Source organism: Streptomyces sp. NPDC002055 (assembly GCF_040296705.1).
Taxonomy (GTDB): Bacteria; Actinomycetota; Actinomycetes; order Streptomycetales; family Streptomycetaceae; genus Streptomyces.
This window is the reverse complement of record NZ_JBEOXS010000003.1, coordinates 62,486-78,202: the sequence shown is the minus strand read 5'-3', so window position 1 is coordinate 78,202 and position 15,717 is coordinate 62,486. Positions and strand designations below refer to the sequence as shown.

The 15,717-nt window shown below is 72.3% G+C and carries 8 protein-coding genes, 2 pseudogenes and 1 CRISPR repeat array; of the genes and pseudogenes, 6 read left to right on the top strand and 4 right to left on the bottom strand.

The window, feature by feature from the left end:
- Positions 1-56 precede the first annotated feature (56 nt).
- From ABT112_RS02335 to ABT112_RS02325, 3 genes are all read left to right on the top strand, one after another.
- Positions 57-1,388 (top strand): M14 family metallopeptidase, encoded by a 1,332-nt coding sequence (locus tag ABT112_RS02335; RefSeq protein ID WP_351504618.1) that lies wholly within the window; start codon positions 57-59, stop codon positions 1,386-1,388.
- Between the two features lie 363 nt (positions 1,389-1,751).
- Positions 1,752-3,032 (top strand): amino acid deaminase, encoded by a 1,281-nt coding sequence (locus tag ABT112_RS02330; RefSeq protein ID WP_351504616.1) that lies wholly within the window; start codon positions 1,752-1,754, stop codon positions 3,030-3,032.
- Between the two features lie 595 nt (positions 3,033-3,627).
- The gene (locus ABT112_RS02325) at positions 3,628-4,839 is read left to right on the top strand and encodes a pyridoxal phosphate-dependent aminotransferase (RefSeq protein ID WP_351504614.1); all 1,212 of its coding nucleotides are present in this window, start codon (positions 3,628-3,630) and stop codon (positions 4,837-4,839) included.
- A 127-nt stretch (positions 4,840-4,966) separates the two neighbouring features.
- On the opposite strand, the gene ABT112_RS02320 is transcribed toward ABT112_RS02325, so the two are convergent.
- On the bottom strand, positions 4,967-5,809 hold the full coding sequence (locus tag ABT112_RS02320; RefSeq protein ID WP_351504612.1) for an urea carboxylase-associated family protein: 843 nt from the start codon (positions 5,807-5,809) through the stop codon (positions 4,967-4,969).
- 211 nt (positions 5,810-6,020) lie between these two features.
- On the opposite strand from ABT112_RS02320, the gene ABT112_RS02315 reads away from it, so the two are divergent.
- Positions 6,021-6,461 (top strand): SCO4983 family protein, encoded by a 441-nt coding sequence (locus tag ABT112_RS02315; protein WP_351504610.1) that lies wholly within the window; start codon positions 6,021-6,023, stop codon positions 6,459-6,461.
- A 224-nt stretch (positions 6,462-6,685) separates the two neighbouring features.
- On the opposite strand, the gene ABT112_RS02310 is transcribed toward ABT112_RS02315, so the two are convergent.
- Positions 6,686-8,506, bottom strand: a complete 1,821-nt coding sequence (locus tag ABT112_RS02310; protein WP_351504607.1) for a phosphoenolpyruvate carboxykinase (GTP) — start codon at positions 8,504-8,506, stop codon at positions 6,686-6,688.
- 282 nt (positions 8,507-8,788) lie between these two features.
- Between ABT112_RS02310 and trhA the strand changes: the two genes are divergently transcribed.
- Both trhA and ABT112_RS02300 read left to right on the top strand, forming a co-directional pair.
- Positions 8,789-9,544, top strand: coding sequence for a PAQR family membrane homeostasis protein TrhA (gene trhA, locus ABT112_RS02305; RefSeq protein WP_502975222.1), 756 nt, complete (start codon positions 8,789-8,791; stop codon positions 9,542-9,544).
- A gap of 331 nt (positions 9,545-9,875) precedes the next feature.
- A pseudogene (locus ABT112_RS02300) lies at positions 9,876-10,513 on the top strand (TetR/AcrR family transcriptional regulator).
- A 347-nt stretch (positions 10,514-10,860) separates the two neighbouring features.
- On the opposite strand, the gene ABT112_RS02295 reads toward ABT112_RS02300, so the two are convergent.
- Together ABT112_RS02295 and ABT112_RS02290 are read right to left on the bottom strand one after the other, a co-directional pair.
- The gene (locus ABT112_RS02295) at positions 10,861-13,131 is read right to left on the bottom strand and encodes a thioredoxin domain-containing protein (protein ID WP_351504603.1); all 2,271 of its coding nucleotides are present in this window, start codon (positions 13,129-13,131) and stop codon (positions 10,861-10,863) included.
- A gap of 1,344 nt (positions 13,132-14,475) precedes the next feature.
- Positions 14,476-15,003: a CRISPR direct-repeat array (repeat unit 28 nt; unit sequence GGGCTCATCCCCGCGGTGCGGGGAGCGG).
- A gap of 541 nt (positions 15,004-15,544) precedes the next feature.
- Positions 15,545-15,640, bottom strand: a pseudogene (locus ABT112_RS02290) (DUF255 domain-containing protein); the annotation flags it as partial.
- Positions 15,641-15,717: the final 77 nt, after the last annotated feature.

The following is a 15,717-nucleotide window of genomic DNA, read 5'->3' as shown; positions in this document are numbered from 1 at the left end:
CGCACCCTTCACGTCGCACTGAGCACCCCCTCCGGACACCCCACCCAGGAGACTTCATGCGACTCCCCCTCAAGGGCAGACGGGCCACCGCCCTCGCCGCACTGCTGGCGCTCGCCCTGGCCGCCCCCCTCACCGCACAGGCCGACGACACCCCTTCCGCACGGACCGTCACCGGCGAACCGGACGCCCGGCAGTACCTGGTGGCCGGCCCCGCCACCGTCGCGCAGCGCTCCGCCCTCGCCGCGGCGGGGGTCTCCATCGACGAGGTGGACGACCACTCCGTCGTGGTCACCGCCGATGCCGCGCAGGCCAGGACCCTGCGCCGGCTCGGCCACCGGCTCAAGCGGCTGCCCGCTCCCCCGGCGCGGACGGACGGCAAGGCCGCGAAGGCCTTCGACTTCCCGTCGGCCGACTCCCGCTACCACAACTACGCGGAGGCCATGGCGGAGATCGACGCCAGGGTCGCCAAGTACCCGGCCATCATGAGCAAGAAGGTCATCGGGAAGTCTCACGAGGGCCGCGACATCATCGCCGTCAAGGTCAGCGACAACGTCGCCAGGGACGAGTCCGAGCCCGAGGTGCTGTTCACCCACCACCAGCACGCGCGGGAGCACCTCACCGTCGAGATGGCCCTCTACCTGCTGCGCGAGTTCGGTGAGGACTACGGCAGCGACCCGCGGATCACCAAGGCCGTGGACGGCCGGGAGATCTGGATCGTCCCGGACCTGAACCCGGACGGCGGCGAGTACGACATCGCCACCGGCCGCTACCGGAGCTGGCGCCTCAACCGGCAGCCCAACGCCGGTTCCTCCCGGATCGGCACCGACCTCAACCGCAACTGGGACTACAAGTGGGGCTGCTGCGGCGGCTCCTCGGGCACGCCCGGGGCGGAGACCTACCGCGGCGCCCGCCCGGAGTCGGCACCCGAGGTGAAGGTCGTCGCCGACTTCGCCCGCAGCCGGGTCGTCGGCGGGAAGCAGCAGATCACGGCCGGCATCGACTTCCACACCTACAGCGAACTGGTGCTCTGGCCGTACGGGTACACCGACGACGACACCGCACCGGGCATGACGAAGGACGACCACGACGCCTTCGCCGCGGTCGGCGGGAAGATGGCGGCCAGCAACGGCTACACCCCGGAGCAGGCGAGCGACCTCTACATCACCGACGGCTCGATCGACGACTGGCTGTGGGGGAACCAGAAGATCTTCAGCTACACCTTCGAGATGTATCCGACCGGCTTCTTCGGCGGCGGCTTCTACCCGCCCGACGAGGTGATCGAGCGGGAGACCTCGCGCAACCGCGACGCCGTCCTGCAACTGCTGGAGAACGCCGACTGCATGTACCGCTCCATCGGCAAGGAACAGCAGTACTGCGCCACCCGCTGATCCGCCCGCCGGTCCTGCGCGGGGAACGGGGCGTCCCGTACGGGGGCGCCCCGTTCGCGGTGTGCCGTACCGGGGCGCCCCGTTCGCGGTGCGCCGGGTCCCTCACCGGCCGGTCGGCCGCGGACGGATTCCCTGCGGGGCCGGGGGCGGCATTCCGGTGCGCGACGCGGGCCGGCGCCCCCTCACGACGGGCCGACGCCCCCACCCGATGCCCGTCCCCACCCCGCCGGCCGCCGCCGGAGCACCCGGCTCCAGGGCCGCGGTCCGCCGTTGACCAGGCGGTTTTCCGGATGCTAGACAGCCGTGAACGATATCCCTCATGGGTGTTGTGAACCTGTCCCACGAACGTTTCCAGGAGGCTCCATGGCCGCCGACAACGCCGTCGCCCGGCTGGCGCACGAGCGGGTCGACCACCGCTTCAAGGGTCTCCCGCCGGACGCCGAGGGGCTGACCGTCGGGGCCCTGGCGGCCGAGCGCCGCTCGCTGTTCACCGGAGGCTTCCTCACCCCCGTGCTCACGCTGTCGGCCGAGGCCCTGGAGCACAACCTCGCCCAGATGGAGCGCTACTCCACCGAGCACGGGCTGGCCTTCGCCCCGCACGGCAAGACCTCCATGGCGCCACAGCTGTTCGAGCGCCAGCTGGAGCGCGGCGCCTGGGGCATCACGGCCGCCACGCCCGCCCAGATGCGCGTCTACCGCGCCTTCGGGATCCAGCGGATCTTCCTCGGCAACCAGCTCGTCGACCCCGCAGCGCTGCGCTGGCTCAGCGGCGAACTGGACGCCGACCCCGGCTTCCGCTGCGTCGTCTACGCCGACTCGGTGCGGGGCGTGGAGCTGATGGACGCCGCCCTGCGCGACGCCCGGGCCCGGCGGCCGGTCGAGGTCGTGATCGAACTGGGCGCCGGCGACGGGGCCCGCACCGGCGCCCGGACCGAGGCCGACTGCACCGCCGTCGCCGACGCGGTCGCGGCCGCCCGGACGCTGCGGCTGGTCGGCGTCGCCGGCTACGAGGGCGAGGTGCCGCGGCCGGACAGCGAGCGGGTGACGGCCTGGCTGCGCCGGCTCGTCGCGATCACCACCGCGTTCGACGCCGAGGGCCGCTTCGCGGAGGTCGACGAGATCGTGCTGAGCGCGGGCGGCAGCGCCTGGTTCGACGCGGTGGCGGAGGTCTTCGCCGAGGTGCCGGAGCTCTCCCGGCCGGTGCTGAAGCTGCTGCGCTCCGGCGCCTACGTCTCGCACGACGACGTGCACTACCGGCGGCTGACCCCGTTCAACCGGGTGCCGGAGGAGGGCGCGCTGATCCCCGCGTTCCGGCTGTGGGCCCAGGTCGTCTCCCGCCCCGAGCCCGGCCAGGCCTTCCTGAACGCGGGCAAGCGGGACGCCGCGTACGACCTGCACCTGCCGGTGCCGCAGACCGTACGGTCGGCGCGCGACGGAGCCGAGCGCCCGGCGGACGGCCTCTCGGTCACGGGGCTGTCCGACCAGCACGCCTGGGTGAAGGTCGCCGACGGTGCGGAGCTGGAGGTCGGCGACTGGGTCGCGCTGGGCCTGTCGCACCCGTGCACGGTGTTCGACAAGTGGCAGCTGATCCCGGTGGTGACGGAGGACGGCACGGTCACGGACTTCGTCCGCACCTTCTTCTAGGGCAGTCCGCTTCTTCCAGGGCAGGCCGCTTCCACCAGGGCAGGCCGCTTCCACCAGGGCAGGCCGCTTCTTCCGGAGCCGCCCGCCGAAAGGCCCGCGTCACCGAGGCGCGGGCCTTTCGCGTCCCGACGCGACGGCGCGGCCTCCGGAGGCATTCCTGCACAGCCCCGGCCGCGGACCCGGACCGGATCGCACCCGGTCGCGGGCCCGGACCGGCCCGCGCGTACTCCCACCGGAGCAGTGCGTGGCGCATCTCACCTCCCACCCGGCCGACCCGCCGCCGGGCCCGTTCGCACCCCCTTTCCGCAGGTGGCGCGGGCTCCCGGCGGGTGGGGCGGCGGCCGGGAGCGGGACGGGTCCGACTCCGCTTTCGAAGCCTCACCGGCCCTTCCGACCGGGATTCCGCACGTCCGGATCCACGGCCGCTTTGTCATCGAAGACGGCCCGCGAGCGGGAGCGGGCCACGGCCGTCGGGGGCTCCGCTCGCGACCGGCCGCGGCTCCGGTGATCCACGGTTCACCGGGACGGCCACCGGCCCGTTCCGGTGGCCGAAAACACCGCGCCGCCCGCGCCGGACGCCCGTATGGTGGCGGACATGCAGGTGATCCAGTCAACGAAGCTCGCCAATGTCTGCTACGAGATCCGTGGCCCGGTCCTCGAGGAGGCAATGCGGCTGGAGGCAGCAGGTCACCAGATCCTCAAGCTGAACACCGGCAACCCGGCACCCTTCGGTTTCGAGTGCCCGCCGGAGATCCTCGAGGACATGCTGCGCTCGCTCGGCAGCGCCCACGGCTACGGTGACGCCAAGGGCCTCCCCGCCGCCCGCCGCGCGGTCGTCCAGCACTACCAGACCCAGGGCATCGAGCTCGACGTCGAGGACGTCTACCTCGGCAACGGCGCCTCCGAGCTGATCCAGATGTCGATGCAGGCGCTGCTCGACGACGGCGACGAGGTGCTGGTCCCGGCCCCCGACTACCCGCTGTGGACCGCCGCCGTCTCCCTCTCCGGCGGCACCGCCGTGCACTACCGCTGCGACGAGCAGTCCGACTGGATGCCGGACCTCGCGGACATCGAGCGCCGGATCACCGACCGCACCAAGGCGATCGTCGTGATCAACCCGAACAACCCGACGGGCGCGGTGTACGACGAGGCGCTGCTGACCGGTATCACCGAGATCGCCCGCCGGCACCAGCTGATCGTCTGCTCCGACGAGATCTACGACAAGATCCTCTACGACGGCACCGTCCACACCCCGACCGCCGCCATCGCCCCGGACCTGCTGACCCTCACCTTCAACGGCCTGTCGAAGGCCTACCGGGTGGCGGGTTACCGCAGTGGCTGGCTCGCGGTCTGCGGCCCGAAGGACCACGCCACCAGCTACATGGAGGGCCTGACGATCCTCGCCAACATGCGGCTGTGCGCGAACGTTCCGGCCCAGCACGCGGTGGCCGTGGCCCTGGGCGGGCGGCAGTCGATCAACGATCTGGTGCTGCCGGGCGGGCGGCTGCTGGAGCAGCGCGACACGGCGTACGAGCTGCTGACCTCGATCCCGGGCGTGAGCTGTGTGAAGCCCAAGGGCGCGCTGTACGCCTTCCCCCGGCTCGACCCGAACGTCTACAAGATCAAGGACGACCGGCAGATGGTGCTCGATCTGCTGCGCGCCGAGAAGATCATGATCGTCCACGGCACCGGCTTCAACTGGCCGGAGCCCGACCACTTCCGGCTGGTCACGCTGCCGCACAAGGAGGACCTGGCGGACGCGGTGAACCGGATCGGCCGCTTCCTGGACGGCTACGGCCAGCCGTAGCGCCCTCGGGCCGCACGCCTGTCGATGCCGGGGCACGACCACATGTGCCCCGGCATCCGGCTGTCCGGACCCGGCCGTCTCCGGACGGTCGCCCGGTCCGGCGGCCGTCGCCTCCCGGGAGGCCCGCTCAGCTCCCCCAGGCGGGGAGACGGACGCCGTGCAGATTCCGGTACTCCGCCCGCCGGGGCTCCGACCAGCCCCGCAGCAGCTCCTCATCGACCCGGTACACCTCCACACCGATCGGGTGGCAGACGTCGACCGGATCGCGCGCGTCCGGCCCCCAGAGCGGTACGGACAGATCGCCGCCGGGGCAGGTGGACAGCGCGCACAGCAGGTCCTGTTCGGCGAAGAACTCCAGGTGATCGCCGGGCCGTGCCGGGCAGGCCTTCATGAAGTACTGGTCCGCGGCGTTGAGGCCGGTGCACTGGAAGACGTTGAGCACATCGTGCACGTCGAACTCGGTGAGCCCGTACGGCAGGACGGCCCGCACCAGGTTCGAGTGGCAGTGGAAGTCGAAGTCCTCGCCGGTGAGCATGCGGTTGACGTACGGGTCGCAGCGGGTGCCGAGCAGATCGTGGACCCTGCCCCCGTCGGCGTCCGTGCCGTACCCGGCGAGGGTGTCGCCGGTGACGGTGAGCAGCGGCCGCAGGAACGGCAGGGTGGACCAGAGCCGGTCGTAGGTGCTGACGTGGGCACGCTGCAACTGCCGGGTTCGGGCGGCCCACAGGCGTTCGCGCGGATCGTGCCGGTTCCACACATTGAGGTCCCCGACCTGCGGGCCGTCCACGGTGAGGAGCCGGCACAGATGTCCGGCGGGCACCTCCCACGCCCGGCCGGAGCGGATCGGAATGGTGAAGCTCGCGGTCCGTTCACGGCCGTCGACGGTGCCGGCCAGCCGGTCGTAGAAGGCGCGGTCGACGTCGAGCGGTCCGCCCTCGGAGGCCTGGTAGGCGGCGGCGGTGGTGGCCATCGGATCCTCATTTCCCGGTCGGATACGGGCTTTCCCCCTCGCCAGTACCCGTCCGGGCCCCGGCGACCCTTGCGCTCCGGACACCCGTTCCGCGGTCCGGGGCGGAGGCCGGGGGTGTCCGGGGAGCCGAGAAGATCCGGAGAGAAGATCCGGGTGAACTTTAGACTGGATCCAAGTTAGGATGGGCTCCTAGACCTGGCTGGAGGCCACCATGTACGAACCGATCCGCACCAAGTCGGTCCACACCATGGCCGAGCCGGAGTTCCCGCACCGCTCCCGCGGCGAGGAGCTGGACATCCAGCTCGCCGGGCACCTGGCGGCTCTGCTCGCGGTGACTGACGAGTTGCGCGCCCTGCCCGCCGATGCCGGTGGCGGGCCCGGATCCGAGCTCGACCCCGCTGCCGACCGGATAGCCGAGCAGGTCGCGCGGCTGCGGCGGGGGCGACGCCCGGTGCGTTCGACCGCGCCGGGCGGCGCCGGCGCGGCGCGTGCGGACACCCTGCACCGCCGGGCACATGCGCTGGCCGGCCGGGCGCTGGTGGTCGCGGCGTCCCGCGCGGACACGGCCGCGGCGATCCTGGCCGCCGAGCGGATGGACGCCCACGCCGCCGCGCTCGACGTCACCTCGGCGGCCCTGTCGGCGGCCCACTGACGTCCGGCCCACCGGCCCCCACCGGACGGCGGCCCCATCGGACCGAAGGGCACTGACGGCGCGCGGCCGATAACGGTCCGCCCGGACACCACGATGCCCCCGCCCCACCGGATCTCCGGCGGAACGGGGGCATCGAGCGGTATCAGACTCCGCACCCGGGGGCCCGGACGTGGGTGCGCCCGGGCCGGGGAGGCCCGGGGCACCGTCCGGACGCGGGCCCGGGGTCAGCCGAGACGCTGGACGAGAGCGCGGTACTCGTCCCACAGCTCCTTCGGCGTGTGGTCACCGAAGGTGTTGAGGTGCTCGGGCACCAGGGCCGCCTCCTCGCGCCACACGTCCTTGTCGACGGTGAGCAGGAAGTCGAGGTCGGCGTCGCCGAGGTCGAGCCCCTCGGTGTCCAGGGCCTCCTTCGTCGGCAGGATGCCGATCGGCGTCTCGACGCCCTCGGCCGAGCCGTCCAGCCGCTCGACGATCCACTTGAGCACACGGCTGTTCTCACCGAAGCCCGGCCACACGAACCGGCCGTCGGCGTCCTTGCGGAACCAGTTCACGTAGTAGATCTTCGGCAGCTTGGACGCGTCCTTGTCCTTGCCGACCTCGACCCAGTGACCCATGTAGTCGCCCATGTTGTAGCCGCAGAACGGCAGCATGGCGAACGGGTCGCGGCGCAGCTCGCCGACCTTGCCCTCGGCGGCGGCGGTCTTCTCGGAGGCGACGTTGGCCCCCAGGAAGACACCGTGCTGCCAGTCGAAGGACTCGGTCACCAGCGGCACCGCGCTCGCGCGGCGGCCGCCGAAGAGGATCGCGGAGATCGGCACGCCCTTGGGGTCCTCCCACTCGGGCGCGATGATCGGGCACTGGCCGGCCGGGACGGTGAACCGGGCGTTCGGGTGGGCCGCCGGCGTCTGCGAGGCCGGCGTCCAGTCGTTGCCCTTCCAGTCGGTGAGGTGGGCGGGCAGCTCCTCGGTCATGCCCTCCCACCACACGTCGCCGTCGTCGGTGAGCGCGACGTTGGTGAAGACCGAGTTGCCCCACATGGTCTTCATGGCGTTGGCGTTGGTGTGCTCGCCGGTGCCGGGCGCGACGCCGAAGAACCCGGCCTCGGGGTTGATCGCGTAGAGCCGGCCGTCCTCCCCGAAGCGCATCCAGGCGATGTCGTCACCGATGGTCTCGACGGTCCAGCCGGGGATCGTCGGCTCCAGCATGGCGAGGTTGGTCTTGCCGCAGGCGGACGGGAACGCGGCGGCCACGTACTTCGACTCGCCCCGCGGCGGGGTGAGTTTGAGGATCAGCATGTGCTCGGCCAGCCAGCCCTCGTCGCGGGCCATGACGGAGGCGATGCGCAGCGCGTAGCACTTCTTGCCGAGCAGGGCGTTGCCGCCGTAGCCCGAGCCGAAGGACCAGATCTCGCGGGCCTCCGGGAAGTGCGAGATGTACTTGGTGCTGTTGCAGGGCCACGGCACGTCGGCCTGGCCCGGCTCCAGCGGCGAACCCAGGGTGTGGACGGCCTTGACGAAGAAACCGTCGGTGCCCAGCTCGTCGAGGACGGGCTGCCCCATGCGGGTCATGGTGCGCATGGCGACGGCCACGTAGGCGGAGTCGGTGATCTCGACACCGATGGCGGACAGCGGCGAACCCAGCGGCCCCATGCAGAACGGCACGACGTACATCGTCCGGCCCCGCATCGAGCCGCGGAAGATGCCCTGCTCCCCGGCGAAGATCTCCCGCATCTCGTCGGGGTGCTTCCAGTGGTTGGTCGGGCCCGCGTCCGCCTCCTTCTCGGAGCAGATGAAGGTGCGGTCCTCCACGCGTGCCACATCGCTCGGGTCGGAGGCGGCGTAGTACGAGTTGGGGCGCTTGATCGGGTCGAGCTTCCGGAAGGTGCCCTTCTCGACGAGCTCCTCACAGAGGCGCTCGTACTCGGCCTCGGACCCGTCGCACCACACGACCTCGGCGGGCTCGGTGAGTGCCGCGATCTCGTCGACCCAGGAGATGAGCTCCTGGTGCTTGGTGAGGGTGGTGGGAGCCGCATTGCTGCGCGCCACGATCGCTCCGTCCCGCCGGAACCGCCAGGTCCGGCGTCACTGATTGAGGGTTGAACGGGCCCGGCCCGGAATCCGCCGTACTGGAGATGTCCAGGGAGTCCGCTGATGAAGTAGTTGCCCCGTGGGGGCCGCGACCCGGATGCTTCGTGACCGCTCATCCGGTGCCGACCGCACTCATTTGATCATCCGACCCCGGGGCGGTTCTGTCCAGGGGGCGATTTCGTGAGCATCACCACTCGACGGACCGGCGGTACTTACGGTGGCGTAGCTAGCATGGCGGCCATGACTGCCGCCGCCCACGACGCCGCGTCCGACGCCGCGCACGACGACCTCACGCCCCCGGACGGCTCCCCGGAGAACGGGTCCCGGCCCTCCGGAACGGGGGCACTGCACCTCCCGGCCCAGGTCAAGCCGCATCTGCGCGGCTGGCTGCACGCGGGCATGTTCCCGGCGGCGCTGATCTCCGGGGTCTTCCTGACGGCGCTCGCCGACAGCACCCGCGGCCGGATCGCCTGCGCGATCTACACGCTGAGCGCCTGTCTGCTGTTCGGCGTCAGCGCGCTCTACCACCGCGGCAGTTGGAGCCCGCGGGTCACGGCGGTGCTGCGCCGCCTCGACCACGCCAACATCTTCCTGATCATCGCGGGCACCTACACCCCGCTCACCATGCTGCTGATCCCGGGCGGCCGGGGGCAGGCGCTGCTGTGGGCGGTGTGGGCCGCCGCCGTCGCGGGCATAGCTTTCCGGGTGTTCTGGGTGGGTGCGCCGCGCTGGCTCTACACCCCCTGCTACATCGCGATGGGCTGGGCCGCCGTCTTCTTCCTCCCGGACTTCATGCGCACCGGGGGCATCGCCGTGCTCGTCTGCGTGATCGTCGGCGGGGTGCTCTACAGCGTCGGCGGCGTGGTCTACGGCATCAAGCGCCCGAACCCGTCACCCCGCTGGTTCGGCTTCCACGAGGTGTTCCACTCCTTCACCCTCGCGGCGTTCGTCGTGCACTACGTCGGCATCTCGCTGGTGGCGTACCAGCACGGCTGAGCCGCCGGGCGGCGTCCCCTTCCGGTTCCCTCTTCCGGTTCCTGCTCCGGCTCCGGCTCCGGTCCCGCCGTCACCTGGCGCTGCCCCTGTCCCCCGCTCGCGTCCCGTCCCCCGCTCCGGCCCCGCTCGCGTCCCGTCCCCCGCTCCGGCCCCGCGCTCGTCCCCGTCCCCCGTTCTCCCCTGGCCGTGGCCCCGGAGGCCGCGGCCTTGCCCATGCCCGGGGCGTGGTCGACGGTGCCCCGCGATGCCGCCTTCCGGCCGGGGGTTCCCGGTGGCGCGTGCGCCGTGGCCGAACCGCTGCCGTGGTCCCGCGGAGATCCGATCCCCGACAATGATCCGCATGATCTCCGCACGCACCGCCGTCTCCCCCTCCGGCGCCCCCGTCCCCCAACTCGGGCTGCGTGAACGGAAGAAGATCAGAACCCGGCAGGCGATCCGCCGGGCCGCCTACCGGCTCTTCCAGGAGCAGGGGTACGACGCCACCCCGGTGGAGCGGATCGCCGAGGCGGCCGAGGTCTCCCCCAGCACGGTCTTCCGCTATTTCCCCACCAAGGAGGACATCGTCCTCACGGACGAGTACGACCCCCTGCTGGAGAGCGCGCTCCGCGCCCGGCCGGAGGACGAGCCGCCCCTCGACTCGTACGGCACGTCGTGGTCGGGACGCTGCGCCGGCTGCTCGCCGACAGGCGCGACGAGGTCGCGCTCCGGGCCGGCCTGGTGCTTCGGGTACCGGCGCTGCGGGCCCGCATGTGGGAGCGGCAGGCGGACACCGCACGCCTGCTGTGCCGGATCCTCGCGGACCGCACCGGGCGCCCGGCCGACGACCTGGACCTCCGGGTGTTCACCGCGGCGGTACTCGGCGCCCTCCACGAGACGCTGCTGCACTGGGCCGAGGGCGGCCTCGACGGTGCCCTGGAGGACGCCGTGGACCACACCATGACCACCCTCACCCACGGCTTCGCCCTCTGACACGGCCCGGCGGGCACCTCCCGCCGGCGGAGCGCACTGCTCGCCGTACCTACGGGAGCGGGCCGGGCAGTCCTCCGGGATCGGGCCGGCTGTACCTCGGGGTCCGGGACGGGCGTACCTCCGGGACCGGGCCGGAGCCGATGCCTCCGGGACCAAGCCGGGCGTACCCCCGGGACCGGGCCGGGGCCTCCGGCGGCGCCTCTCGCCCGCGGAGCGCACCCTCGCGAGGAGGCGGCGCTCGTCCGGCCGGGTCGGGCGGTCCGAGATCCCGGTCCGCCCCGGGGCCGGCCCCGGGATGCCGGACTCAGCCGACGCGGGACCCAACCCGCTGCCCCGGGAAGCCGGACTCAGCCGACCCGGGTCCCGACCCGCTGCGCCAGCTCCGACGGCTCGGCCGTCGGCGCGTCACACGTGAAGTGGCGGCAGACGTACGCGGCCGGGCGGCCGTCCACCAGCGGACGGTCGCGCAGCAGCGGAACGTCCGCCTCCCCCGCCGCGGGGGCGCCCACCGCGACGACCGCGCCGGGGGCCGTGCCGAGCAGGGCCGTCCGGTGCAGCGCCGCCGTCGCCGGGTCAGCCTCCGGACCGGCCACGGCCACCTCGCGCGGCCCGTCCAGCGCGGCCTCGGCCACCGCCAGCCCCCAGCCGATGAAGCGCGGCGCGCGCGCCGCCAGGGCGCCCACGACGCCCAGGGCCCGTTCGGCCGCCTCGCGGTGGCGGGAGCTGCCGGTGAGCGCGGCGTAGCCGAGCAGCGCCCCGGCCGCCGCCGACCAGCCCGAGGGGTGAGCGTTGTCGGTCGGGTCCTGCGGCCTGCGGATCAGCGGCTCCCCGTCGTCCGGGGTGTCGTACAACGAGCCGTCCTCGGCGGTGAAATGGCGGAGCACGGTGTCCAGCAGCAGCCCCGCGAACTCCACCCAGACGCCCTCGCCGGTGACCGAGTACAGCGCGAGGAAGCCCTCGGCGACATCGGCGTAGTCCTCCAGAACCCCGGCGTGCGCGCCCGCCGCGCCGTCGCGCGAGGTGCGGAAGAGCCGGCCCTGCTGATCCATGTGCACCCGGACCAGCAGGTCCGCGGCGTCGAGGGCGGCCTCGACCAGGTCCGGCCGGCCGAAGTAGGCGCCGGTCTCCGCGAGCGCCGCGACGGTCAGGCCGTTCCACGCGGCGACGATCTTGTCGTCGCGGCCGGGACGCGGGCGCTCCTCGCGAGCGGCCAGCAGCCGCTCCCGGACCGACCGCATCCGCTCGGCGTCCGCGGCCTGCCCTACGCCCCCGGCCTGCCCTGTGCTCGCAGTCCGCTCGGCGCCCGCTGCCTGCTCCGCCGCCGCGCCCGGCTGCGCCTCCATACTCTGTGCGGCGGCGCCTCCGGACCGCCCCACGGCGTCGCTCTCCCCGGCACCGCTCTCCACGACGTCGCTCTCCAGGACGTCGTCGCCCGGGAGTCCGGGGCCGTCGGCGGGGAGCCGGAGCACCGAGGCGCCCTCCTCGAAGCTGCCCTCCTCGGTGACCCCGAAGGCCTCGGCGGCCCACCGGCCGTCCTCCTCGCCCAGCACGGCGCGCAGCTGCTCCGGCGTCCACACGTAGTAGGCGCCCTCGACATGCCGGCCGGAGCCGGCCCCCTCACCCTCGAACGCGGGGCTGTCGGCATCGAGCGCCGAGGCGAATCCGCCCTCGGACGTGCGCAGTTCGCGCACCAGGAAGTCCGCGGTCTCCAGCGCCACCCGGCGCGCGAGGGCGGATCCCGTGGCGCGCCACAGATGGGCGTACGCCCGGCACAGCAGGGCGTTGTCCCAGAGCATCTTCTCGAAGTGCGGCACGGTGAACGTACGGTCCACGGCGTAGCGCGCGAAGCCGCCCCCGAGCTGGTCGTAGATCCCGCCGCGCGCCATGGCCCCGCAGGTGTCCCGGGCCATCTGGAGGGCGCCCTCGGAGCCGGTCCGGGCGTGGTGCCGCAGCAGGAACTCGATCACCATCGACGGCGGGAACTTCGGGGCGCCGCCGAACCCCCCGTACGACGCGTCGTACTCGCGGGTGAGACCGAGGAGTGCCGCGTGCAGATCCTCCTCGGAAGGCGGCCGGGCCCCCGCGGAACCCAGCGAGAGGGAGCGGGAGGCGAGATCCCGGACGATCTTCCCGGCGACCTCCCCGACCTCGTCACGGCGCTCGTCCCACGCGGCCCGCACGCCCTCCAGGACCTGCCGGAAGGAGGGCATCCCGTGGCGCGGCTCGGGCGGGAAGTACGTACCGAAGTAGAAGGGCGCGGCGTCCGGGGTGAGAAAGACCGTCATCGGCCAGCCGCCCTGCCCGGTGGCCGCCTGCACCGCCTCCATATAGACGGCGTCCACATCCGGCCGCTCCTCCCGGTCCACCTTGACCGGCACGAAGTGCTCATTGAGCTGGGCGGCGGTCGCCTCGTCCTCGAAGGACTCGTGGGCCATGACATGGCACCAGTAAATTAACAGAAGACGTAAGTGACAGGACGCATAGCCCACACTCAAGAGGATGGGTACGTCCCGCCGCTTCGCTTCTGTCATCGCCTCCTCTCCCCATGGCCACCAGTCCACTGGATTGGAGGCGTGCTGGAGCAGATAAGGCGACTGGGAGTTAGCCAGTCGATTCATACTGGCAGCGTCGCACGACACGTCGCTCCCGGCCAAGCACCGGGGCCGAGCACTCGATGAGCGGGACCTTGCTCAGGGTCCGGCTGTAGATGTAGAAGTTCGCGAGGGCCGTTCCGCCCCTGCCGCTCTGCGTCTTGTCGATCATGCGCCGGCTGACGCGGCCGCCACCGGTTCGCTGCTCCCTGGTGCGTGGAGGCGAAAGGTTCTCGTCGCAGCTGATCCCTGCGGGCCGCGAAAGACCAGCAAGGCAGGGCCTGAGGGAAGGGGCTCATCCCCGCGGTGCGGGGAGCGGGGTCCACGGCCATCGTGGTGGGCTCCTGTGCCGGGCTCATCGCCGCAGTGCGGGGAGCGGTGCCGTCGAGCGCCGGTGCGGCGCTTTGTGACGGGCTCATCCCCGCGGTGCGGGGAGCGGACCCATCCGCAGTGGGTGCAGAGGTACCGCCCGGGCTCATCCCCGCAGTGCGGGGAGCGGTACGTCGACGAGGCCACGCTCGTCCCGTACGAGGGCTCATCCCCGCGGTCGGGGAGCGGAGCCTCACGGGCGCCGTCGCGTACGACACCCCGGGCTCATCCCCGCGGTGCGGGGAGCGGATGCGGCGCCACGTGAGGACGAGGTCCGTGGTGGGCTCATCCCCGGGTGGGGGAGCGGTTCTGGCGGGCTATCGCCCGGCGGGTCGCCCGGGGCTCATCCCCGCGGTGCGGGGAGCGGCTCCTCACCCAACCCCGTTGCTCGCTTGGCGTGGGCTCATCCCCACGGTGCGGGGAGCGGAGGTCGCGGATCTCCAGATCACGGATCGTGACGGGCTCATCCCCGCGGTGCGGGGAGCGGTGGCGGGCGAGCTGGTAGCGGCGTCCGACACGGGGCTCATCCCCTCAGCGCGGGGAGCGGGGCCGCGAGTTCGACGGCCGCACCTGGGACGAGGGCTCATCCCCGCGGGTGCGGGGAGCGGACCTTGCCGCGCTCGCCGCCCTCCTCCAGGTGGGGCTCATCCCCGCAGCGCGGGGAGCGGGTCATGGATCGTATCTGCACGCCCACGGGCGTGGGCTCATCCCCGCAGTGCGGGGAGCGGTACCGGTGGGACATCAACCAGACCGGCTGGGCGGGCTCATCCCCGCAGCGCGGGGAGCGGTCGTCCTCGGACAGGCCGCCCCAGACGCCGTCGGGCTCATCCCCGCGGTGCGGGGATGAGGGAAGTCCGGCTGCTCCGGGATCACCGGCGGGTGGGCTCATCCCCGCAGCGCGGGGAGCGGGCAGGATGCCTACTTCGACCCCACCGGTGAAGAGGGCTCATCCCCGCGGGTGCGGGGAGCGGTGGTGTTGGTAGCACCTGCCGGGGGCCGCTCCGGGCTCATCCCCGCAGTGCGGGGAGCGGAAGGCGGTGGTGTTCCCGCCCGCACCGGATCCGGGCTCATCCCCGCGGTGCGGGGAGCGGCTGACCGTCACCCCCACCGTCGCGCGCACTGTGGGCTCATCCCCGCGGTGCGGGGAGCGGTGCACCTGGCAGTCCCTGCCATTCCCCCTGCGGGGCTCATCCCCGCGGTGCGGGGAGCGGCGGCCGGTGCTGCTGTACGTGCGCTTGGGCCCGGGTTCATCCCCGCGGTGCGGGGAGCGGGCGGCGCCCGCGGCGTGCGGCTTGGTGATGCCGGGCTCATCCCCGCAGCGCGGGGAGCGGCACTTCGTACCAGGGGGTCATCTGCTCGGTCGGGGCTCATCCCCGCGGTGCGGGGAGCGGTGGGCACTGGGCGTCGAGATGGAGTCCCGCGGGGGCTCATCCCCGCGGTGCGGGGAGCGGCAGCACAGCCGGTCCGCCGTGATCCGCAGCGCGGGCTCATCCCCGCAGCGCGGGCTCATCCCCGCGGTGCGGGGAGCGGTCTTCGTGAGCTGCACTTTCATCAAGGGGCAACGCTTGTTTCAGCAAGGATGAGAGAAAAGGACATCCAGAACAGAAGGGGAATGCGTTCCCCTGAGATCCCTCCACGCCACAGACTACGCGTTCACACCACGATTTCTCAGGTGAGGCCGCCAGGCTCCCAATACGCCCCGTTAGGGGGGGCGCGCCCCCACGCTTCAGGTCGAGTCGGTAGCCGGCACGCAAGGACAGGCAGTTCACGGAAGGCAAGTGCGGTCAGTTCTTCCAACCGTTCGACATGCACCGAGGACAGACCGCAGCGGCGCAAAGCCACCAAGCACCGAAACCCGAACTCACCCCTGGGCGACAAGGGCGGGGGCCGCCACCGATACCCCACTCGCGGCCGAGGCCTCAACAACGACTGCGCCCGGAGAGCGCGGCGAGGGAGCGGCACCTAACGTAGGGACCTGCGCGACAGCCATTCACACCAGGCCCGTGACGCTGGCCGCGGCAGTGACCACCTGGTTCTACGTATTCAGCACTGGCACCAATGATTATCGGGCAAAGTGGCACGACGAATAGCCCACCGAGAGAAAAATGGGTACGTCGCGCCGCCTGGCCTCTTGCATCGCCTCCTCTCCCCATGACCACCAGTCCACTGGATTGGAGGCGTGCTGGAGAAGATAGGGCGACTGAGTTCGCCAGTCGGCTCATGCCTCCATCGTTTCACGACGAG

Bases quoted from the DNA above. Each gene is read 5' to 3' on its own strand.
- ABT112_RS02330 (WP_351504616.1), top strand. From the start codon at position 1,752: ATGGCCGCCGACAACGCCGTCGCCCGGCTGGCGCACGAGCGGGTCGAC.
- ABT112_RS02320 (WP_351504612.1), bottom strand. From the start codon at position 5,809: ATGGCCACCACCGCCGCCGCCTACCAGGCCTCCGAGGGCGGACCGCTC.
- ABT112_RS02325 (WP_351504614.1), top strand. From the start codon at position 3,628: ATGCAGGTGATCCAGTCAACGAAGCTCGCCAATGTCTGCTACGAGATC.
- ABT112_RS02315 (WP_351504610.1), top strand. From the start codon at position 6,021: ATGTACGAACCGATCCGCACCAAGTCGGTCCACACCATGGCCGAGCCG.
- ABT112_RS02295 (WP_351504603.1), bottom strand. From the start codon at position 13,131: ATGAATCGACTGGCTAACTCCCAGTCGCCTTATCTGCTCCAGCACGCC.
- trhA (WP_502975222.1), top strand. From the start codon at position 8,789: ATGACTGCCGCCGCCCACGACGCCGCGTCCGACGCCGCGCACGACGAC.
- ABT112_RS02335 (WP_351504618.1), top strand. From the start codon at position 57: ATGCGACTCCCCCTCAAGGGCAGACGGGCCACCGCCCTCGCCGCACTG.